This window comes from Pseudomonas bubulae, from assembly GCF_037023725.1.
Taxonomy (GTDB): domain Bacteria; phylum Pseudomonadota; class Gammaproteobacteria; order Pseudomonadales; family Pseudomonadaceae; genus Aquipseudomonas; species Aquipseudomonas bubulae.
Map to the genome: position 1 here is coordinate 382,106 of NZ_CP146077.1, position 20,659 is coordinate 402,764.

Annotated in this window: 19 protein-coding genes; 8 read left to right on the top strand and 11 right to left on the bottom strand. The window is 58.2% G+C overall.

What is annotated here, in order from left to right; translation table 11 throughout:
* Positions 1-292: 292 nt before the first annotated feature.
* Both V6L81_RS01710 and hutC read right to left on the bottom strand, forming a co-directional pair.
* The gene (locus V6L81_RS01710) at positions 293-871 is read right to left on the bottom strand and encodes a HutD family protein (RefSeq protein ID WP_095017740.1); all 579 of its coding nucleotides are present in this window, start codon (positions 869-871) and stop codon (positions 293-295) included.
* Entirely contained in the window at positions 868-1,578 is a 711-nt protein-coding gene (gene hutC, locus V6L81_RS01715; RefSeq protein WP_153326946.1) for a histidine utilization repressor, read from the bottom strand. Before hutC ends, V6L81_RS01710 begins: the two co-directional genes overlap by 4 nt.
* A 145-nt stretch (positions 1,579-1,723) precedes the next feature.
* Here hutC and V6L81_RS01720 point away from each other — a divergent pair, with 145 nt between their 5' ends.
* Positions 1,724-3,088: a formimidoylglutamate deiminase gene (locus V6L81_RS01720; RefSeq protein ID WP_307987073.1), complete on the top strand. Its 1,365-nt coding sequence runs from the start codon at positions 1,724-1,726 to the stop codon at positions 3,086-3,088.
* A gap of 119 nt (positions 3,089-3,207) precedes the next feature.
* On the opposite strand, the gene V6L81_RS01725 is transcribed toward V6L81_RS01720, so the two are convergent.
* From V6L81_RS01725 to V6L81_RS01735, 3 genes are all read right to left on the bottom strand, one after another.
* The gene (locus V6L81_RS01725) at positions 3,208-5,145 is read right to left on the bottom strand and encodes an ATP-dependent DNA helicase RecQ (RefSeq protein WP_338660438.1); all 1,938 of its coding nucleotides are present in this window, start codon (positions 5,143-5,145) and stop codon (positions 3,208-3,210) included.
* Between the two features lie 124 nt (positions 5,146-5,269).
* Entirely contained in the window at positions 5,270-5,608 is a 339-nt protein-coding gene (locus V6L81_RS01730; RefSeq protein ID WP_095031394.1) for a type II toxin-antitoxin system RelE/ParE family toxin, read from the bottom strand.
* Complete coding sequence (locus V6L81_RS01735) at positions 5,577-5,846, bottom strand: type II toxin-antitoxin system Phd/YefM family antitoxin (RefSeq protein ID WP_169916159.1); 270 nt, start codon at positions 5,844-5,846, stop codon at positions 5,577-5,579. The genes V6L81_RS01730 and V6L81_RS01735 overlap by 32 nt, the downstream gene beginning before the upstream one ends.
* A gap of 153 nt (positions 5,847-5,999) precedes the next feature.
* On the opposite strand from V6L81_RS01735, the gene V6L81_RS01740 reads away from it, so the two are divergent.
* Positions 6,000-6,350, top strand: coding sequence for a DUF1493 family protein (locus V6L81_RS01740; RefSeq protein ID WP_095017744.1), 351 nt, complete (start codon positions 6,000-6,002; stop codon positions 6,348-6,350).
* 176 nt (positions 6,351-6,526) lie between these two features.
* Here the strand turns inward: V6L81_RS01740 and V6L81_RS01745 are convergent, their stop codons facing one another.
* The 3 genes from V6L81_RS01745 to V6L81_RS01755 all read right to left on the bottom strand — a co-directional run bounded on the left by V6L81_RS01745 (position 6,527) and on the right by V6L81_RS01755 (position 9,703).
* The gene (locus tag V6L81_RS01745; protein WP_095017745.1) at positions 6,527-8,068 is read right to left on the bottom strand and encodes a phosphoenolpyruvate carboxykinase; all 1,542 of its coding nucleotides are present in this window, start codon (positions 8,066-8,068) and stop codon (positions 6,527-6,529) included.
* 179 nt (positions 8,069-8,247) lie between these two features.
* On the bottom strand, positions 8,248-9,150 hold the full coding sequence (hslO, locus tag V6L81_RS01750; protein WP_095000809.1) for an Hsp33 family molecular chaperone HslO: 903 nt from the start codon (positions 9,148-9,150) through the stop codon (positions 8,248-8,250).
* Between the two features lie 145 nt (positions 9,151-9,295).
* Positions 9,296-9,703 carry an RNA-binding S4 domain-containing protein gene (locus V6L81_RS01755; protein ID WP_095000808.1) on the bottom strand — a complete coding sequence of 136 codons (408 nt, stop codon included), beginning with the start codon at positions 9,701-9,703 and terminating at the stop codon, positions 9,296-9,298.
* 268 nt (positions 9,704-9,971) lie between these two features.
* Between V6L81_RS01755 and V6L81_RS01760 the strand changes: the two genes are divergently transcribed.
* Both V6L81_RS01760 and rimK read left to right on the top strand, forming a co-directional pair.
* Positions 9,972-10,421, top strand: a complete 450-nt coding sequence (locus tag V6L81_RS01760; RefSeq protein WP_169916200.1) for an ATP-dependent zinc protease — start codon at positions 9,972-9,974, stop codon at positions 10,419-10,421.
* Positions 10,418-11,323: a 30S ribosomal protein S6--L-glutamate ligase gene (gene rimK / locus V6L81_RS01765; protein WP_016783140.1), complete on the top strand. Its 906-nt coding sequence runs from the start codon at positions 10,418-10,420 to the stop codon at positions 11,321-11,323. The genes V6L81_RS01760 and rimK overlap by 4 nt, the downstream gene beginning before the upstream one ends.
* A 69-nt stretch (positions 11,324-11,392) precedes the next feature.
* Here the strand turns inward: rimK and V6L81_RS01770 are convergent, their stop codons facing one another.
* Together V6L81_RS01770 and ompR are read right to left on the bottom strand one after the other, a co-directional pair.
* Positions 11,393-12,706: an ATP-binding protein gene (locus V6L81_RS01770; protein WP_016783139.1), complete on the bottom strand. Its 1,314-nt coding sequence runs from the start codon at positions 12,704-12,706 to the stop codon at positions 11,393-11,395.
* 114 nt (positions 12,707-12,820) lie between these two features.
* On the bottom strand, positions 12,821-13,561 hold the full coding sequence (gene ompR / locus V6L81_RS01775; RefSeq protein ID WP_095000806.1) for a two-component system response regulator OmpR: 741 nt from the start codon (positions 13,559-13,561) through the stop codon (positions 12,821-12,823).
* A gap of 359 nt (positions 13,562-13,920) precedes the next feature.
* Between ompR and V6L81_RS01780 the strand changes: the two genes are divergently transcribed.
* The 4 genes from V6L81_RS01780 to V6L81_RS01795 all read left to right on the top strand — a co-directional run bounded on the left by V6L81_RS01780 (position 13,921) and on the right by V6L81_RS01795 (position 19,030).
* Positions 13,921-16,242: a Tex family protein gene (locus V6L81_RS01780; protein WP_338660439.1), complete on the top strand. Its 2,322-nt coding sequence runs from the start codon at positions 13,921-13,923 to the stop codon at positions 16,240-16,242.
* Positions 16,242-16,625, top strand: a complete 384-nt coding sequence (locus V6L81_RS01785; protein WP_095000804.1) for a PaaI family thioesterase — start codon at positions 16,242-16,244, stop codon at positions 16,623-16,625. Before V6L81_RS01780 ends, V6L81_RS01785 begins: the two co-directional genes overlap by 1 nt.
* Positions 16,626-16,823: 198 nt before the next feature.
* On the top strand, positions 16,824-18,407 hold the full coding sequence (gshA, locus tag V6L81_RS01790; RefSeq protein WP_095000803.1) for a glutamate--cysteine ligase: 1,584 nt from the start codon (positions 16,824-16,826) through the stop codon (positions 18,405-18,407).
* 359 nt (positions 18,408-18,766) lie between these two features.
* On the top strand, positions 18,767-19,030 hold the full coding sequence (locus V6L81_RS01795; protein ID WP_095000802.1) for a DUF3077 domain-containing protein: 264 nt from the start codon (positions 18,767-18,769) through the stop codon (positions 19,028-19,030).
* A 218-nt stretch (positions 19,031-19,248) separates the two neighbouring features.
* On the opposite strand, the gene argA is transcribed toward V6L81_RS01795, so the two are convergent.
* A complete protein-coding gene (argA, locus tag V6L81_RS01800) occupies positions 19,249-20,547 on the bottom strand; it encodes an amino-acid N-acetyltransferase (RefSeq protein WP_095017751.1) in 1,299 nt (432 codons plus the stop codon).
* Positions 20,548-20,659: the final 112 nt, after the last annotated feature.

Genomic DNA, 20,659 nt, shown 5'->3' on the forward strand with positions numbered 1-20,659 from the left:
GTACTTGTACATACAAGCATATGCAAGTTAGCGGCCAATCTGAAAATTTTCCTGATGAAAAAGCTGCAAGCCACGGAAATAAAGGTGCGCAACCGCAAGAGAAGGTTCTTGGTGGAGAGGGAGAAATTAGCGAGGGGTGTTACTGAAGTAGATGTGTGCGCTGATTTGGGGCGTTTGGTAACGCATGTGTTCTGTGGGAGCGGGCTTGCTCGCGATCGCATCACTGCGACCCGCCAATAAACCGAGTCACCTGCATCGCGAGCAAGTCCGCTCCCACCTGATCAGGACGGTGTCAGACCGCGCTCAACTCAATCACGCAACACAGCCCGGTTAGCGTGATTTCCAGCAACTCGCGATTGCCGCTTAGTTGCAGGCAGTCGTAGCGGCCCAGGTGTTCATGGCAGGTGTTACCCAGGCCAACATGCACCTGCTCGCCCGCACTGAACACCAATACGGTCTGCGCCGAACTGAACAGGCGTTGCGGGACGGTTGCATCCAGCCATTGCAGACGTGCTGCGTAGCGCTGCGGGGCGTAGATCAGGTTGAAGTCACGGATCGGCCCATCAATCAGGGTGCAGGAGACGGTGCTTTCACCCTTGAACGCATATGCATCAAAGGGTAACAGTGCCCGCGTGCTCGCCCCGTCAACTTGCAAGTTCATGCCCGCGCCTTGCAGCACGCTGATAATCCGCTGATAACCCTCAAAACGCGAAAAGCCACCTGATTCGCCAATATCGGCAATCGACAGGCGCCAGCCAAAACCGACAAGGCCTTCACCTGCGTCACGGGTGATTTCTTCAGTGCTGCCGCCGCCGTTTTTCCACGGCATGCGTGGATAATCGACGGCACGTAAAACAACGGGCTGGCTCATTTATTGAAGCGTCCTTCAAGACGATGACGGGAACCGGGGTGGATCAGCCGGGCGGCGGTCACAGGCTGACGGCCCGACCAGGTGCGGCGGCGAATCAGCAGGCACGGCTCGCCTGGCTCGATTTGCAGCAACTTGCACTCTTTGGGGTCAGCCAGAATCGCTTCGACCACATGCTCGCCTTCGGTCAGCGGAGCGACCTGAGACAAATAGGCATACGGTGTTTGCAGGGTGAAATCCTGCTTGAGGTAGTCCGGCGCCACCTGTGCATTCACGAAACGGTCCTCGATTTGCACGGCAATCCCGTTTTCGTAATGCACGATCAGGGAATGAAAGACCTTTTGCCCTTCACGCATATCGAGCACGGCGGCGCGTTCCGAGCCGGCCATTTCTTCACCCAGGCTGATGACCTTGCAGGTGTGAGTGTGCCCGCGGGCAGCAATTTCATCAGCGATGTTGTTGACTTCAAACAGCGCGGACTGTGTCTTGGGCTCGGCCACAAAGGTACCGACACCCTGCATGCGCACCAGCAAGCCGTCGGCGGTCATTTCACGCAGCGCACGGTTGATGGTCATGCGGCTGAAACCCAACTGGGTCACCAGTTCGCTTTCAGATGGCACACGGTAATGCGGCGGCCAGTTTCCACTCTGGATCTGTTGAGTGATCATTTGCTTTACGCGGGCGTAAAGCGGGGCCGGGCTGTCGCCCATGTGGGCGGCCAGCGGGGACACGACAGGCGGAGTCGACACAGGCAATCCTTGTTCATGAGTAAAGGGCGTAGCTTGCCGGAGTTTACCGGGCAGGCAAACGTCTGTATATGTATATACAAATAACAAGCTTTGGGGTACCGAACCGATGTCTGTCTTCTTTGCCGAGCGCGCCCTGCTACCGACTGGCTGGTCTGCCAATGTCCGAATCGAGGTGGGTGCCGATGGTCGCCTGACACAAATTACAGCCAATGCCGACGCGCACGGGGCAGAACGTTTGAGCGGCCCGCTGTTGCCGGGCATGCCGAATCTGCACTCTCACGCGTTCCAGCGGGCCATGGCCGGTTTGGCCGAAGTGGCGGGCAACCCCAATGACAGCTTCTGGACGTGGCGCGACTTGATGTATCGGCTCGTCGGAAAAATCAGCCCTGAACAACTCGGCGTCATTGCCCGTCAGTTGTACATCGAGATGCTCAAGGCCGGTTACACCTCGGTGGCGGAATTCCATTATGTCCATCACGATCTGTCAGGGCAGCCCTATACCAACCCGGCTGAGCTGGCACTGCGAATTAGCGAAGCTGCACGCTCCACCGGCATTGGCCTGACGTTGCTGCCGGTACTTTATAGCCACTCGGGTTTTGGCGGCCAGGCACCCAACGACGGTCAGCGGCGCTTTATCAACAGCACCGAGCAATACCTCAAATTGCAGCAACAGCTCAAGCCGCTACTGGCGCAACAGCCAGCGCAGACCCTGGGGCTGTGTTTTCACTCGTTACGCGCCGTTACTCCCGGGCAAATAAACGCAGTGCTGGGCGCCAGCGACACAACCTGCCCGGTGCATATCCATATTGCCGAGCAACAAAAGGAAGTCGACGACTGCCTGAGCTGGAGCGGCAAGCGTCCGATCCAGTGGCTATATGACAATGTCGAAGTCGATTCGCGCTGGTGCCTGGTGCATGCCACCCACGCCAACGCAGACGAAGTTCAACTGATGGCGCAGAGCAAGGCCGTCGCCGGATTGTGCCTGACCACTGAAGCCAACCTGGGTGACGGTATTTTCCCGGCGGTGGATTACCTCGCTCAAGGCGGGCGCATGGGCATCGGTTCGGACAGCCATGTATCACTGAGCGTGGTCGAGGAACTGCGCTGGCTGGAGTACGGCCAACGTTTGCGCGACCAACGCCGCAACCGGATGTATAGCAGTGATCAGCCGATGGTCGGGCGTACGCTGTACGACGCCGCCCTGGCGGGTGGTGCACAAGCGATGGGGCAACCAGTCGTTGGCTTGGCCGTTGGTCAACGCGCCGACTGGCTGGTGCTTGACGGCAACGACCCGTACCTGGCCACCGCACAGGACGACGCCATTCTAAACCGCTGGTTGTTTGCCGGCGGCGACCGCCAGATACGCAACGTGATGGTTAACGGCCAATGGGTAGTTCGCGACGGGCATCATGCCGATGAAGAGGCCAGCTGCCGCGACTTCACCCGTGTGCTACGCGAGTTGTTGGGGTAGGTGCATAACACCTTGTGGGAGCGGGCTTGCTCGCGATGGCTACGACGCGGTCTATCTGTCAAACCACGGCGATCCAATCGCGAGCAAGCCCGCTCCCACAACACCCACAGGTAGTTGGATTACAGACCGTTCAGATGCTTCGCAGCCCAATCGCGAACCTCGGCATAGGGATAATTTTCCAACGCTGCAAACCCCGGAATGGCCCGCGCTTTCATCTTGGTGAACATCGGCACACTGATCCCGCATAAAAACCGGGTCAGGCGTTCTGCCGGGGGATAACTTCCTGCGTATTCCTGATGCCTGTGGATAAAAGCGCCACACAGTGCTTCAACGTTTTTATCCACAAGCGGCGCCAGCGCGGGGGGCTCCGGTAAACGCGCCACCTGTCCTGCGCATACCGAGCAATGCCCGCACTGCCGAGGTGCCTGGTCATCGCCAAAATACCGGGCCAGTCGGTAGCTCAGACAGGTATCACTGGCAAACAGCGCCAGCATTGCGTGAATCCGCTTGATCTCGCCGCTCTCGTGGGCACAGAAGTAAGCATGCAGCTCCTGGCTTAATGCCTCGGCATCAAAATCGCTCACCAGCAGGCTGTAGACGTCGGTCATCTGCTTGCTTTCAAGCTCGATCCAACCCTTCTCCTGAAAATAATCCAGCGCTTTGACCACCCGATTGCGATCGGCCTGATGCTGCTCGTACAGGGTGTCGAAATTTACCGTGGCCCAGGTTCTGGCGCGGGTGGAGGTCTGAATGATGGCCGAGACAAATTGCTGACGTTCACCTTCGAATTTGGCCAGTAATACCTCGGGCTCGATCAGGAATTTGAAACGATACTCGGCAAAGTAGGCATAGCGCGGTGCTATCAAGCCGCGCAACTCCAGCTGCACCAGCAAGGTTTTAAGCGGTAGCTGACGAATATTGCTCTGATCGGACAACGGCAGCAGCATAAATTCCCACTGCCCTTCAGGTATTGCTCCACGCAACTCCTCAAGTACACAGCGAATACCCGCAAGCTCGGGCGTGTCGCCATACACAAAGTTTTCCAGCACGTTAAGGCTGTCGCGGTTGGCCAGCACCAGACAGTCGGAGGGCTGGCCATCACGCCCGGCGCGACCGATTTCCTGGCTATAGTTTTCAATCGATTTGGGCAGGTCGAAATGCACCACATTACGGATATCGCTTTTATCGATACCCATCCCGAAGGCGATGGTGGCGACGATGCAGTTCAGCTGCCCGCCCATGAACTGGCGCTGAATGCCCTCGCGCTGCTCATGGGGCAAACCGGCGTGATAAGCATTGGCACTGATACCGTGCTGGCTGAGGTGCTCGGCAATCTGCTCGGCGGTCCGTTGCAATGTGACATAGACGATGCTCGGCTGGCCGATGCGCCCGTTCATCCACTGCACCAGGCGCTGGCGCTTTGCCGCGCCGCTGACCGGCTCAACCCACAGGTTGAGGTTGGCGCGATAGAAGCCGGTGGTGATCACATCCGTCTCGGCAATCGCGAACTTGGCCTGCATGTCCGCGATCACATTGGGCGTGGCGGTCGCTGTAAGCAGCAAGGCTTGGGGGATATTGAACTGGCGCTGGTAGTCTGGAAGTTTCAGATAATCAGGGCGAAAGTTATGCCCCCATTCAGAAATACAGTGGGCTTCATCCACCACCAGCAGTGAAATCGGTACTTGCTGCAAAAAGTTACGGAAGCGCTCGTTTTTCAGGCGCTCGACCGAAATCATCAGGATCTTCAATTCGCCCGCCTTGGCCCGGGCCATAACGGCACTGGCGTCCTCACGACTTTGCGCGGAATCAATACTGGCGGCGGCAATGCCGTGGCGCTGCAAAAAAGCCAGTTGGTCCTGCATAAGAGCCAACAGCGGCGAAACCACCAGCGTCAGGTGGGGCAACAGCAGCGCCGGCAGTTGATAACACAACGACTTGCCCGAGCCCGTGGGGAAAATCGCTGCCGCCGAACGCCCGGCCAAAACAGCACTGACCACCGCCTCTTGCCCGGCACGAAATTGTGGATAACCGAAAACCTGTTCCAGGGTGTTGTACATCACTGTCACTCCATTGACCGCCACACGCGCAAAACTTTAACGCCAAGTTTGCAGACGATCGAGAAAAGGTCGGGGCAAATTGAGAGAGGATGATACAGGTGTGTTTTGAAATTACCCGATATCACTAGTGCAGACGCTTCTTCGCGGCGATATAGACAGCATGGTCATCACGGCGACCGACACCAAGCACCAGAACTATCAGACGGTTATCAATCACTTCATACACCAGCCTCACCCCGCTGGCACGCAGCTTGATTTTGTAACAGTTCGGCATATTCCTGAGCCCGACGGCCGGAACCTTTGGGGACAACAAACGGCACTTGAGCTTCTTTAGTAGCTGGATCTGGAGCACCTTATCCAGCTTTTCCAGCTCCTTTTTTGCTTCAATTTCGAACTCAAGGGTATAAGTCTTGATTGCATCTGCCTGCGACTCAGTTTTTCTCGGCAGTTGCGATGAGCTCATCAATTTCGACCTTGATTGTAGGATTGCCACGCCGCTCTTTGACCAACCTGGCCAATTCAGCGTCGTCGATCATCTCCAGCAACAGCTCGTAGCGCTCAGGGGAAAGAATATAAAACGCAGGTTCGTTACGATTGAGAATGACCATTGGGTCACCACCGCTTTCACGATAAGTACCCATAGGGTCTTTTTTCAGATCTGTTACTGACGCAGCGACTTTAGCGAGCATGGCGAATGTCATGATATGGCCTCATGCCTATGTATACGGAAAGACTCATCTGCTAAATCTGTAAGCTGCTGAGCCAACACAATCAAGCACTAAAAATAGCACTTTTAACAGCGCCATAAAAGACACTCCAACAAACGCTCACACTGAAAATCGGGACAATGAATAATGAACCTCGCCCCAGACCTCCCGGATACCCCAACCCTGCGTGAGCTGCTGCAGCTGCTGCACGAAGAAATCGGCTTGCCGGAACACAAGACCATCAGCCTCAAGACCGCGATCAATGCTGATTTGGGCTGCAATGGCGCGGATGCCCAGCATTTGATAGAAGCCCTGGAAGAACGTTTTGGCCTGGAACTGGCGGACTACGATGCCTATCGCTATTTCCAGCCCGCCGGTAATGACCCGCACCTCAAGCGCAAGGCCAAGGGTCGGGAAAGCAAAGTACCGCTGACCATCGGTATGCTCTACGCGGCGATCTGCAGCGGACAGTGGGATACCCAAGGCCTGGAGGCCTAGGCATGTGGGAGCAGGCTTGCTCGCGATGCAGACGCTGCGGTTTTGTCTGATTCACCGCCGCGATGCCATCGCGAGCAAGCCCGCTCCCACAGGATGTATACCCACAGAAAAATTCAGGCACAAAAAAGCCGCCTTTTCAGGCGGCTTTTTTGTGGATCAACACACTGACCGAATACTTACGCCTTCGGGCCGGCTGCCTTGATCGCGTCGCTGACGTCGAACTTCTTGAAGTTCTCTACGAACAGGCCGGCCAATGCTTTGGCAGCTTCGTCGTAGGCAGTTTTGTCAGCCCAGGTGTTGCGCGGGTTGAGCAGAACAGTCTCAACGCCCGGTACGGCTTTAGGCACGTCCAGGTTGATGATGTCCAGGTGCTCGGTTTCAGCGCCGATCAGAGCACCGCTCTGGATCGCAGCAATCACCGCACGGGTGGTCGGGATGTTGAAGCGCTTGCCAACGCCGTAGCCACCGCCGGTCCAGCCGGTGTTAACCAGGTACACCTTGGAGCCGAAGCCACGGATGCGCTTGATCAGCAGCTCTGCGTATTCACCGGCCGGACGCGGGAAGAACGGTGCGCCAAAGCAGGTGGAAAAAGTCGACTTGATGCCGCTGCCTGAACCCATTTCAGTCGAGCCCACCAGTGCGGTGTAGCCAGACAGGAAGTGGTAGGCCGCTTGCTCTTCGCTGAGGATCGACACAGGTGGCAGTACGCCTGTCAGGTCGCAGGTCAGGAAGATCACAGCGTTTGGTTCGCCGCCCAGGTTCTTCTCGGAACGCTTGGCAACGTGCTCCAGCGGGTAAGCGGCGCGGCTGTTCTGGGTCAGGCTGACATCGGCATAGTCAGGGTGACCGGCAGCGTCGAGCACAACGTTTTCCAGAACAGCGCCGTGCTTGATGGCTTTCCAGATAACCGGCTCGTTCTTCTCCGACAGGTCGATGCACTTGGCATAGCAACCGCCTTCGATGTTGAACACCACGCCTTCGCCCCAACCGTGTTCGTCGTCACCGATCAGGTAACGGCTTTCATCGGCGGACAGGGTGGTTTTACCGGTACCGGACAGACCGAAGAACAGGGTCACGTCGCCTTCTTCGCCAATGTTGGCAGCGCAGTGCATCGGCAGTACGTCAGCAGCAGGCAGCAGGAAGTTCTGTACCGAGAACATGGCTTTTTTCATTTCACCGGCGTAACGCATGCCGGCGATCAGCACTTTTTTCTGGGCGAAGTTGATGATCACGCAACCGTCAGAGTTGGTGCCATCACGCTCAGGCACGCACTCGAAGTTGGCCACGTTAAGCACTTGCCACTCATCACGACCGGCAGGGTTGTACTTGGCCGGGTTGATGAACAGGCAACGACCGAACAGGTTCTGCCAGGCAGTCTGGGTGGTCATTTTCACGGCCAGGTAGTGGTCTTCGGAAGCACCTACATGCACGTGGGAAACGAAATGCTCTTGCGCGTTGTTGAACGCCTCGACGCGGTCCCACAGGGCATCGAACTTGTCGGCCGGGAACTTGCGGTTGATCGGGCCCCAGGCAATGGCAGCCTGAGTGGACGGTTCTTCAACAATGAAGCGGTCAGCCGGCGAACGGCCTGTACGGTGGCCAGTTTCGACAACCAGTGCGCCATTGTCGGCAAGCACGCCTTCACCACGGTTCAGGGCTTCTTTGACCAGATCGTCGATGCTCAGATCGGTGTACACGGCGTTATTAGCTTGCGTCATGAGGTTCCCCGTCGGCCATTGGCCGAGTGCGCCAAACGTTTTGTAGTAGAAAAGTTTGCACTACTACCGCGAAAAAAGTGGGCCGGATTATGCCAGAAAACCCCAAAAAGAGTAGGCCCCACCTGTCAGAACCGCGCAAGAACGGGCTTTGACAGGTGTTTTACCTGAGCTGAAACGTTTTAGTGATGAGTGCCCGAAGGGGATTCAACACCTGCGCCAGCGAACAATTGATCGACATCTGCTGCATCAAACAGGTAACGCTCGTTGCAGAACTGGCAATCGATTTCGATATGACCGCCATGCTCGGTCACCAGATTGAGCGCATCGGCATGACCCAGGCTGGTCAGGGCATTGCCCGAACGCTCACGGGAGCAACTGCACTTGAATTCAATGGCCTGATTATCAAACAGGCGCACGGTTTCTTCGTGATACAAACGGTGCAGGATGGTCTCGTTATCCAGCCCCAGCAGCTCTTCTGATTTGAGCGTATCGCCCAGCATCAGCAGGCGGTCCCAGCTGTCGACGCGCTCGTCTTCATCCTTGACCACATCGGCAGGCAACTGCTGCAGGAACATGCCCCGCGCACGCTGGCCATCAGCAACCAGCCAGAAGCGGGTCGGCACTTGCTCGGACATCACGAAGTAATTGGTGAAGCAGTCAGCCAGGGTTTCGCCGTTCAGGTCCACGATGCCCTGGTAGCGCTTGCCGACCACCGGATCGATGGTAATGGCCAGTACGCCGTTGGGCAGCAGGTCAGCCAGCGTGGCATCGGCAGCAATCTGGTCGGCGTCAAAACGGGCCAGGCCGCGTATTTCCCGGTCGCTGGTGCATTCGATCATCAGCAGCGGCACCGGGCCTTCGGAACGGGCCTGCAGGCTCAGCAAGCCATCGATTTTCTGGTTGCCCACCAGCAACGCAGCCGCAGCCATCAGCTCGCCCAGCAATTGCTGGACCGGCTGTGGATAAGCGTGCTTGGCCAACACGTCAGCGTAGCTGTGCTCCAACGAGGCCAGTTCGCCGCGGGCGTCGCTGGTATCGAACATAAAGCGTTGTGTGGCATCGGTTTTGTGTAAGTCGGACATAAGAATAGAGTTCTGAATTGGTGACAAAATGTGTAAGCGCCATTAAATATCGTGCAGGTCTGATGACCCTATATGGCGCCATACCTGAATGATTACAAGCCATGCAGCCACGGACTCGACGTACGGCTTGCGGGCCCTGGCCAGCTCACTCGCCCCCACTGGCGTCATGAAACTGATGCAGTTGGCGCCGCTGCTTCTTGGTCGGTTTGCCATCAGTCGTGATGCCCATGGCCCCGGATTTGCGCATGGCAGCCGCGTTTTCGCGCTTGGCGATGCTTTGTTCGGTTTCGGCGTACAGCAATTGGGCTTCAGGGGCGCCACGGCGGACCACAGACAGCGCTTTGACTTCGACAGTGCGCTCTTCAAGGCCAACACGAATTTGCAGTTCATCGCCCAGGCGAGGTTCTTTGCTCGGCTTGCAGCGCTCACCCCGGCAATGCACCTTGCCGCTTTCAATCGCGGCCTTGGCCAGTGCCCGGGTCTTGTAAAAACGCGCCGCCCAGAGCCACTTATCCAGGCGAACCTTGTCGTCCTCTTCCTGCTTTTGCGCCACTGGAATTCCTCTTCACTTGAATAGTCAGAACTGTACTACTACTTGCAATGAACAACTGAAGCATTCGTCCCGATAGAATGCCTGCCTGCCGAGTAGCGGACACGCAGATAACTGTCGCCATTTGCTGAATATTCTGCGTGAATGCTCTTTGTACATTGCCAAATCGGCATCGCCGATTGCTTTACCTGCAGGGTTCCTCCTGCGGCCTGAATACGTTAATCGCTGGTTACTTATATTGAAGACTTTTGATCACTTGACCGTTGTCGGTCTGCGCGAGTGGGTGGCGCTTCCCGATTTGGGAGTCGCCGGCCTGCGCGCGAAAATCGACACCGGTGCCAGTACTTCCAGCCTGCACGCTACCGAAATCGAGCCTTTTGTGCGCGACGGTGTCGAGTGGGTACGTTTCAATGCCCACCTGGGCACCCTGGTACAACTGCGTCACCGTCACTGTGAAGCGCCTTTGGTGGCAATTAAAACCATTAAAAGCTCCAATGGCCACACCCAGGTTCGCTATGTGATCCGCACCGGCCTGGCGCTGGGTGATAGGGTCTGGCCGGTCGAGTTCACCCTCGCCTGCCGCAAATCGATGCGTTATCGCTTGTTGCTGGGCTCAAAAGCGTTGATCGACGGCCAATTGGTCGTCAACCCTGCACTAAAATATGTACAAGACAAGCCGGAATTCCCGGTCACTACTACCTCTGCCACAGGTGTTGCATGAAGATCGCTGTGCTGTCGCGTAACCCGCGTCTGTATTCCACTCGTCGTCTGGTTGAAGCCGGTACCGAACGAGGCCATGAGATGGTAGTGATCGATACCCTGCGCGCCTATATGAACATAGCCAGTCATAAGCCGCAGATTCACTATCGCGGCAAGCCGCTGGAAGGCTTTGATGCTGTGATCCCGCGCATTGGCGCGTCAGTCACGTTCTATGGCTGCGCAGTGCTGCGCCAGTTTGAAATGATGGGCGTGTTTCCGCTCAACGAATCGGTGGCAATTGCTCGCTCGCGGGACAAATTACGTTCGTTGCAGCTGTTGTCCCGGCGTGGCCTGGGTTTGCCGGTAACCGGTTTTGCCCACTCGCCGGATGATATTCCCGACCTCATCGAAATGGTCAACGGCGCCCCGCTGGTCATCAAGGTGCTGGAAGGCACCCAGGGCATCGGCGTGGTGCTGTGTGAAACCGCTACCGCCGCCGAGTCGGTGATTGAGGCCTTTATGGGCCTCAAGCAAAACATCATGGTGCAGGAATACATCAAGGAGGCCGGGGGTGCCGATATTCGCTGCTTCGTGGTCGGTGACAAGGTGATCGCGGCCATGAAACGCCAGGCCAAACCTGGAGAGTTCCGCTCCAACCTTCACCGGGGCGGCAGCGCCAGCCTGATCAAGATCACCCCCGAAGAGCGCATGACCGCCATTCGTGCGGCCAAGGTCATGGGGCTGAGTGTGGCGGGTGTCGATATCCTGCGCTCCAACCACGGCCCGCTGGTGCTGGAGGTCAACTCATCGCCAGGCCTGGAAGGCATTGAAACCACCACCGGCAAGGATGTGGCCGGGATTATCATCCAGCACCTGGAAAAAAACAGCAGCCCGCATATGACCCGGACCAAGGGCAAAGGCTGACAGCGCATCAACCCTTGGGTGAGCAGACTTGTTGTGGGAGCGGGCAAGCCCGCTCCCACAGGGTCAAAGCTATACCGCCCCTCTTGGCAACATAAGCCCCAGCGGCAAACGTACACGGGCTTCAAGCCCTCCGCCGCTGCGGTTACGCAGCTCGACATTGCCACCATGCATGGAGGCAATCCGCTTGACGATCGCCAGCCCCAGCCCCGTACCTTTACCGCCACGGGCACGGTCACCGCGGATAAACGGGTTGAAGATATCTTCCAGCTCCGCAGGATCAATCCCTGCCCCCCGGTCCATCACACTCAGCACCACATACGGCGCGCTGACATCACCCGATACGTAAGCCGCAACCTCCACGTCTTCGCCAGCATGGTGCAAGGCATTGCCGATCAGGTTGTTGAGCAAACGCTTCATCGATACCCGACGTAGCGCAAACGGCTGAATCGGCTGCAGACGCAGGCGCACCTGCTCTCCGTTCTGGTTATAGGGTGCCACCACTTCACGGATCAATTCACACAGATCAACCTCTTCAACCGGCTCGTCACGGCCGTCACGGATAAAGGCCAGGAACTGGTCGAGAATCGCGTCCATGTCCTCAATATCACGCACCATGTCGTCGGTCAGGTCGTTGTGGTTGCCCATCAGCTCCAGAGACAGACGCAAGCGGGTCAGCGGGGTGCGCAGGTCATGGGACACGCCTGCAAGCATCAGTTCTCGCTCGCGGCCCGCCTGTTCGACGTCTTCAGCCATCTGATTGAAGGCGCTATACACCTCCGTCATTTCGCTGGGCGTGTCGCCGACAGGCAAGCGCACGCTGCGCCCCTGCCCCAACTGGCGAGCTGCATACACCAGACGCTTGAGGGGCTGATTAAGCTGGCTGACGAAAATCCACGCCGAAGCAGTGGACAACAAGCCGATGGCTAAAAACCAACCCAGTACATTCCAGATTTTTTGCCCACGCAGAGGATGCGGATATAAAGGCACTTTCAACCAGCCATCCCCCAGGCTCGGGGCACGCACCCACAGCGCAGGGGATGTGTGCATACGCAAGCGCACCTCTGTATCGGGGCCAAGCTCGGCCTGCATCTGACGCTGATAAATCTCGCTGTAAGGCCAGTGCTGTTCACCCTCGGGTACACCTCCGCCCACGACGCGAACCAAATCAACGGCATCGATGATCTTATTGCGGTTTTCCTCATCGGCGGCCCAATAGGCACGCAGGGTCAGCGCCACGCCGTGGCTGTACTGGCGGTCAACCAGCACGTCCTCGTTCATAAGCAGATAAACCAGCGTCAGGGCCTTGGAAAACAGCACAACAATCAGGACAAGCCAGAGTGTGCGCGAGAAGAAACTTTGGGGGAACCAGACAGGGGTTTTCATAGACAGCCGCTTTTATACTTTGCAGGAGCGAGCCCCGAGGCCCGAAAAAAAGATAAATCGCGAGCCACACGGTACCAGACAGCACCAGTGCGACTCGCTCCTACAAATGATCTGTCATTTGGTTGCGTTGCCATCCGGCACGAACACATAACCCACGCCCCAGACGGTCTGGATATAGCGGGGCTTGGACGGATCCGGCTCGATCATGCGGCGCAAACGGGAAATCTGGACATCGATTGAACGCTCCAGCGCATCCCACTCACGACCACGGGCCAGGTTCATCAGCTTGTCGCGGGTCAATGGCTCGCGGGCATGCATGACCAGGGCTTTAAGTACCGCAAACTCACCCGTGGTGAGCATGTGAACTTCGTCGCCACGTTTGAGTTCGCGGGTTGCCAGGGACAACTCGTAATCACCGAATGTCACGCTTTCGTCTTCGCTACCCGGCGCACCCGGCACCGGCGGCGCCTGACGACGCAATACCGCACGCACACGGGCCATCAGCTCATCGGGGTTGAAAGGCTTGGCCAGATAATCGTCGGCACCCAGTTCCAGGCCCTTGATACGGCTAAGTTCATCACCTTTGGCTGTCAGCATGATGATCGGCACGCGATTGCCCGCTGCACGCAAACGGCGACAGGCTGACAGGCCGTCTTCGCCGGGCAGCATCAGATCCAGCACCACAAGGTGGTACATTTCGCGGGCCAGCCGACGATCCATGTCCGCTGCATTGGTCACGGAAGTGGCGCGATAACCCTTGCTGGAAAAGAAACGTACCAGCAAGTTGCTCAGCCCAGGATCATCATCAACGATAAGGATTTTTTCGCCTTCAGACGTTTGTGCAGTGCTGCTCATTAGGATGCTCCTGTGATCTCGGCGCGCATTATGGCTCAGCCGCTGCGATACGCATTGTGTGCATTGTTAGCAGATTTTTCTTCCTTAAACATTAGACCAGGTAATGAGACCACCGCGCGCAATCCCCTGAATCCGGGAACGCTGGTTATAATGCGCGGCCTTTTGTGTCGGGCAATCTCGAACTTTCAATGGTTGTGCCAGTATTTATTTTTTCAACATCTGGCGTAATCAGCTGACTTCACGGGTCAACAGGCTGCCCTTTTGGCCCAGGCAGCGGCCCCTTCCGGGCTGCTCAACCAGCCTCGCAAGCCTTCAAGCCCGGGCCTGCGAGCCTGCATCACATTTTGTCAGGTGGTTTTATGGACAGCATCAACAGCCGCATCGCCGAAGAACTCGGCGTGCGCCCGCAGCAGGTCGAAGCGGCCGTCGCTCTTCTGGATGAGGGCTCCACCGTACCCTTCATCTCGCGGTATCGTAAGGAAGTGACCGGCAGCCTGGATGACACCCAGTTGCGTCACCTCGAAGAGCGCCTGCGCTACCTGCGCGAACTCGACGAGCGGCGCGTCAGTATCCTCGCCAGCATCGAAGAACAAGGCAAGTTGACCCCCGAACTGGCCCGCGACATCAAACTCGCCGACACCAAGACCCGCCTTGAAGACTTGTACCTGCCGTACAAGCAAAAGCGCCGCACCAAGGGCCAGATCGCCCTGGAAGCCGGCCTCGGCGAGCTGGCAGACGGCCTGTTCAACGACCCGACACTCACGCCAGATGCCGAAGCTGTCCGTTTTGTCGACACCGAAAAAGGTGTGGCTGACGTCAAGGCAGCCCTTGATGGCGCCAAGTACATCCTCATGGAGCGCTTCGCCGAAGACGCCAGCCTGCTGGACAAGCTGCGCAGCTTCCTCAAACAGGAAGCCATCCTCAGCGCCCGCGTGATTGCCGGCAAGGAAGAGGAAGGCGCCAAGTTCCGCGATTACTTCGAGCACGATGAACCGCTCAAAAGCATGCCATCGCACCGCGCACTGGCGATTTTCCGCGGTCGCAACGAAGGCATTCTGAGCTCGTCGCTCAAAGTCGGTGAAGAATTGCCCGGCACGATGCACCCTGGCGAAATGATGATTGCCCAGCGCTTCGGTCTGGAAAATCAAAACCGCCCGGCTGATAAATGGTTGAGCGAAGTGGTGCGCTGGACCTGGAAGGTCAAGCTCTACACCCACCTCGAAACCGACCTGCTGGGTGAATTGCGCGACGCCGCTGAAACCGAAGCCATCAATGTATTCGCCCACAATCTGCACGACCTGCTGCTGGCCGCGCCGGCTGGCCCGCGCGCCACCCTGGGCCTGGACCCGGGCCTGCGCACCGGTTGCAAGATTGCCGTGGTCGATGCCACCGGCAAGCTGCTGGAGTACGCCACCGTGTACCCGCACGTGCCGCACAACAAGTGGGACCAGACCATTTCGGTCATGGCCGCCCTGTGTGCCAAGCATTCGGTCGATCTGATTGCCATTGGCAACGGCACTGCCAGCCGCGAAAGCGACAAGCTGGTCATCGATCTGATGAAAAAATACCCGGCCCTGAAAGTCACCAAAGTGATGGTGTCCGAGGCCGGTGCTTCGGTGTACTCGGCATCGGAACTGGCAGCCAAGGAATTCCCGGATCTGGACGTTTCGATCCGTGGCGCCGTATCGATCGCCCGCCGCCTGCAAGACCCGCTGGCCGAACTGGTGAAAATCGACCCTAAATCCATCGGTGTCGGCCAGTACCAGCACGACGTGTCTCAGCTCAAGCTGGCACGCGGCCTGGACGCTGTGGTTGAAGACTGCGTGAACGCCGTGGGCGTGGACGTGAACACGGCTTCGGTAGCACTGCTCGCGCGAATTTCGGGCCTCAATGCCACACTGGCGCAAAATATCGTGGCTCACCGCGACGAAAACGGTGCATTCAAAACCCGTGCAGCGCTGAAAAAAGTCAGCCGTCTGGGCGAAAAAACCTTCGAGCAGGCGGCAGGTTTCTTGCGCGTGATGAATGGCGACAATCCGCTGGACAGCTCGGCGGTTCACCCCGAAGCCTACCCGCTGGTCAAACGCATCGCTACGGACACCGAGCGGGACATCCGCTCGCTGATCGGCGACGCCGGGTTCCTCAAGCGTCTTGATCCGAAGAAATTCACCGACGAGACCTTCGGCCTGCCGACGGTGACCGATATTCTCCAGGAGCTGGAGAAACCAGGCCGCGACCCGCGCCCGGAGTTCAAGACCGCCGAGTTCCAGGAAGGTGTCGAAGACCTCAAGGACCTGCAACTGGGGATGATCCTGGAAGGCGTGGTGACCAACGTGACCAACTTCGGGGCTTTCGTCGATATCGGCGTGCACCAGGACGGTCTGGTGCATATCTCGGCCTTGTCCGAGAAATTCATCAAGGACCCGCGCGAAGCCGTTAAAGCCGGTGATGTGGTCAAGGTCAAGGTCATGGAAGTCGACATCCCGCGCAAACGCGTAGGCCTGTCGATGCGCATGAGCGACACCCCGGGCGAGAAAATCGACGGTGCTCGCGGCGCACGTCCGGGCTCGGCCCCGCGCCAGCAAAGCTCGGCACCGCGCAAGGAGAGCGTTGCCGCCGCACCGACCAATAACGCCATGGCCTCGTTGTTCGCCAACGCCAAACAGTTGAAGAAACGCTGATGGCCCTCCCGGACGGCCTGACCCAGAGCGCCTTCAGCCAGTTGCTCGGCTGCCGCGTGCAATCGCTGGAAGACGGTGTGGCGCATGTAGCGCTGAGCCTGGAGCCGCAATTGCGCAACCGCGCCGGCAAGTTGCACGGTGGTGTGTTGTTCAGCCTGGTGGACATCAGCATGGGCCTGGCCTGTTCCAGCACCCATGGCTTCGATCAGCAGAGCGCGACCATTGAGTGCAAAATCAACTACATCCGCGCGGTGGCTGAAGGCGAAGTGCTATGTATCGCCAAGGTCATCCACCCCGGGCGACGCACGCTGGTCGTCGAAGCGGATGTGTTGCAGGGCGACAAGCTGGTCGCAAAAGCACAAGGCACGTTCGCTGTCCTGTAGCGGCCAACGGCTGATTTGAGTTAATTTCGGCACTGCCAATGCAGTGCCGAAATGCGCTTGGAGCGCCGCGGCGCCGAATCAGGGACGGAACTGAGCGATGCCAACAAAACCAGGCGACCACGCCAGTTTCAACTTCACCCTTGTAGACCGTCCTGACCACCCCCATATTGGGGCGACTGACGCGTGAAGGAATCCAACTTGAGCCAACTTCTCAACCGCCGCCTGGCTCTGCTCAGCGAGCGCGCCAACCTCTCTCTTCTGGAGCAGTGCCTGCACGGCATCGAGCGCGAATGCCTGCGCGTCACGGCCGATGCTCGCCTGGCGCAAACCCCGCACCCGGAAGAACTGGGCTCGGCCCTGACCAACGATCAAATCACCACCGACTATTCCGAGTCGCTGCTGGAGTTCATCACCCCGGCCCTGCCTGATCCGGCGCAGACGCTGGCCAGCCTCGACAAGATCCACCGCTTTGCCTACAGCAAGCTCGGTAACGAGTTCCTGTGGAGCCCTTCGATGCCGTGCCCGTTGCCGGCCGAAGAAGACATCCCGATTGCCTACTACGGCACGTCCAATATCGGACAGCTCAAGTACGTTTACCGCAAGGGCCTGGCCCTGCGCTACGGCAAGACCATGCAGTGCATTGCCGGCATCCACTACAACTTCTCCCTGCCAGAGGCCCTGTGGCCAGTGCTGATGCAGGCAGAGGGTTTTGTCGGCACCGAGCGCGATTATCAGTCCGACGCCTATATCGCCCTGATTCGTAACTTCCGTCGCTACAGCTGGCTGCTGATGTACCTCTTCGGTGCTTCGCCTGCGCTGGATGCGGGCTTTTTGCGCGGTCGTTCGCACCAGTTGGAGCAACTGGACGCCGACACGCTCTACCTGCCCTATGCCACCAGCCTGCGCATGAGCGACCTGGGCTATCAGAGCAACGCCCAGGCAGGCCTGACGCCGTGCTACAACAACCTCGACAGCTACACCGACAGCCTGCGCAAGGCAGTGGCCACACCTTATCCGCCGTATGTAGAAATCGGTACGCACAAGGATGGCGAGTGGGTGCAGTTGAACACCAACATCCTGCAGATCGAAAACGAGTACTACTCCAACATTCGCCCCAAGCGCGTGACCTACACCGGCGAGCGGCCGATCCAGGCCCTGGTGTCCCGTGGCGTGCAGTACGTTGAAGTGCGCCTGCTGGATATCAACCCGTTTCTGCCGGTGGGCATCGATTTGCCTGAAGCGCGTTTTCTGGACGCCTTCCTGCTGTATTGCGCGCTGCAAGACAGCCCGCAGTTCGACAGCGCAGGCTGTGGCAGCTGCTCTTCCAACTTCCTCAGCGTAGTCAAGGAAGGTCGCCGTCCGGGCCTGCAATTGCAGCGTGATGGCGCAGCCGTTGACATGAAGGAATGGGCTACCGAGCTGCTGGAAAAAATCGCGCCGCTGGCCGCCTTGCTCGACCAGAGCCAGGGTGGCGATAACCACAGCAAGGCAGTCGACGAACAGCTGGCGAAGATCAAGGACGTGTCGCTGACGCCGTCTGCCAAAGTGCTGGCCAGCATGGCCGAGCACAAGGAGAGCTTCGCTCAGTTCTCGATGCGCCAGAGCCTGGCCCATGCCGAGTTCTTCCGCAGTGAACCGTTGAGTGCTGAAGATCAGGCTGCGTTTGAAGAGAAAGCGCGCAAGTCACTGCTCGAGCAGGCCGAGACCGAACAAACGGAAGAAGGCGACTTCGACCTGTTTGTGGCTTCGTACCAGGCGAGTATTTTGGCGATCAGTAACTAGGCAGATCAAAAGCCCCTCACCCTAGCCCTCTCCCGGAGGGAGAGGGGACAGACCGGTGGTGTTCGTGCGAGCGCGGGCGGTCAGTTCCTACGCCCACTGAGGCAAGGGACGGCTTACGGGTTTTACAGCAAAGCGTACTGTGCACCGTCACTGAAAAAACAGTGACCGGGCCTGGAAACCCGGGTAACAATATTCGCCTTAATGCCATCAATCCCTGTTTTTATGTGCTATGGCGGCTGTACGCGGGAGGTCTTCGGACCTGCCGGGTTCCTATTGTCCCGGTTTCCAGCCTGCGTACAGCTGCCACCTTCGCCTGGAAACGAAAGTGACAGCTCTTAATTACTTTAGGAGCGCGCTAAATGGCTGATCATCCCCCAATCAAAACTCTCGGCACTGTCACCTTCGGCCCCTGCGGCCAAGACAACCACGAGCTGTTCCGCGTCAACCCCGACATACCGCTGCGCCAGGCGCTGGAGCAGGTGTCGGCGTTGCTTTATTGCGCAAAAAAACTGGCGCTGGATGCCGCGCTGGACAAGAACTGCGAGCGCCATGCCTGGGCTTCACATTACTTGTGCGACATGGGCAAGGCGGTAATAGATGATGTGTGTTTGCGGGAGTTTTGACGGGGCTTGTTGAGCACCGCAGTTGCAGTTATCCGTAGCAGCTGACGAGTGGAACGAGGCTGCGTTCGGTTGCGCAGCGACCGTAAAACCAGAGTTCCAAGTTTAACTGGCACACCACGGTGTTTGACTTTACGACGGCTTCGCCGCCGAACGCAGCCTCGTTCCACTCGTCAGCTGCTACGAATCTTCTCCAGCCCAGAGCCTGAACAGCTGGCGCCTTACAGCGCTTTCTCAAAGATCTTCGAGTTACGCTGGTAGTTGTACAGCGACGCCCGCGCCGCCGGCAGGCGCTCTACACCGCTAGGCTCAAACCCGCGCTCACGGAACCAGTGAGCAGTGCGCGTGGTTAACACGAACAAGGTTTTCAGCCCCTGGGCACGGGCGCGGTTTTCAATACGTTCGAGCAACTCATCGCCACGACGGCCATGACGGTACTCCGGGTTCACCGCCAGACACGCCAGCTCCCCCGCATCCGAATCGGCAATCTGGTACAGCGCCGCACAGGCGATGATCATGCCTTCGCGCTCCACCACACTGAACTGTTCGATCTCACGCTCCAGCACTTCACGCGAACGACGCACCAGGATCCCCTGCTCTTCCAGCGGGCTGATCAATTCAAGCAGGCCGCCGACGTCTTCAATCGCCGCCTCCCGCGTAACTTCAAATTGTTCTTGCGCCACCAGCGTACCGCCACCGTTACGGGTGAACAGCTCGGTCAACAGCGCACCGTCTTCGGCATAACTGACGATATGGCTACGAGCCACGCCGCCACTGCAGGCCTCGGCGGCGGCTTCCAGCAATTCGGCCTGGTAGTCACTGCCCAGACGTTTCATATGCGCCGGCACCTGTTGTGGACGCAACTCACGCACCAACCGCCCTTCGGCATCGAGCAAACCCGATTCAGCACCAAACAGCAGCAGTTTGTCCGCCGCCAGGTCGATGGCGGCACGGGTGGCGACGTCTTCACAGGCCAAATTGAAAATCTCACCGGTGGGCGAGTAACCCAAGGGCGACAGCAGCACAATCGAACGCTCATCGAGCAGGCGGTTGATGCCCTTGCGGTCCACCCGGCGCACTTCGCCGGTATGGTGAAAATCCACACCGTCGAGCACGCCGATCGGCCGCGCAGTGACCAGGTTGCCGCTGGCTACGCGCAGACGCGAACCCTGCATCGGCGAAGACGCCATGTCCATCGACAAGCGCGCTTCAATCGCAATGCGCAGTTGCCCGACAGCATCGATCACGCATTCGAGCGTTGATGCATCGGTGACACGCATGCCCTTGTGGTAATACGGCACCAGGCCACGCGCCTCAAGGCGGCTGTCGATCTGCGGGCGCGAACCGTGGACCAGCACCAGACGCACACCCAGGCTGTGCAACAGCACCAGGTCGTGGACGATATTGCCAAAGTTGGGGTGTGCCACACCGTCGCCAGGGAGCATGACAACAAAGGTGCAATCGCGGTGGGCATTGATGTAGGGAGACGCGTGACGCAGCCAGTTAACGTAATCGTGCATAACCAGAGCCTGTAGAAAATAAATCGCCTAAAAAGGGCTAGAACAGCAAACGCACAACGGGCTGATGGCTATCGTCGAAACATTGTTGGCAACACGCGGCTCTCCTTGTGGA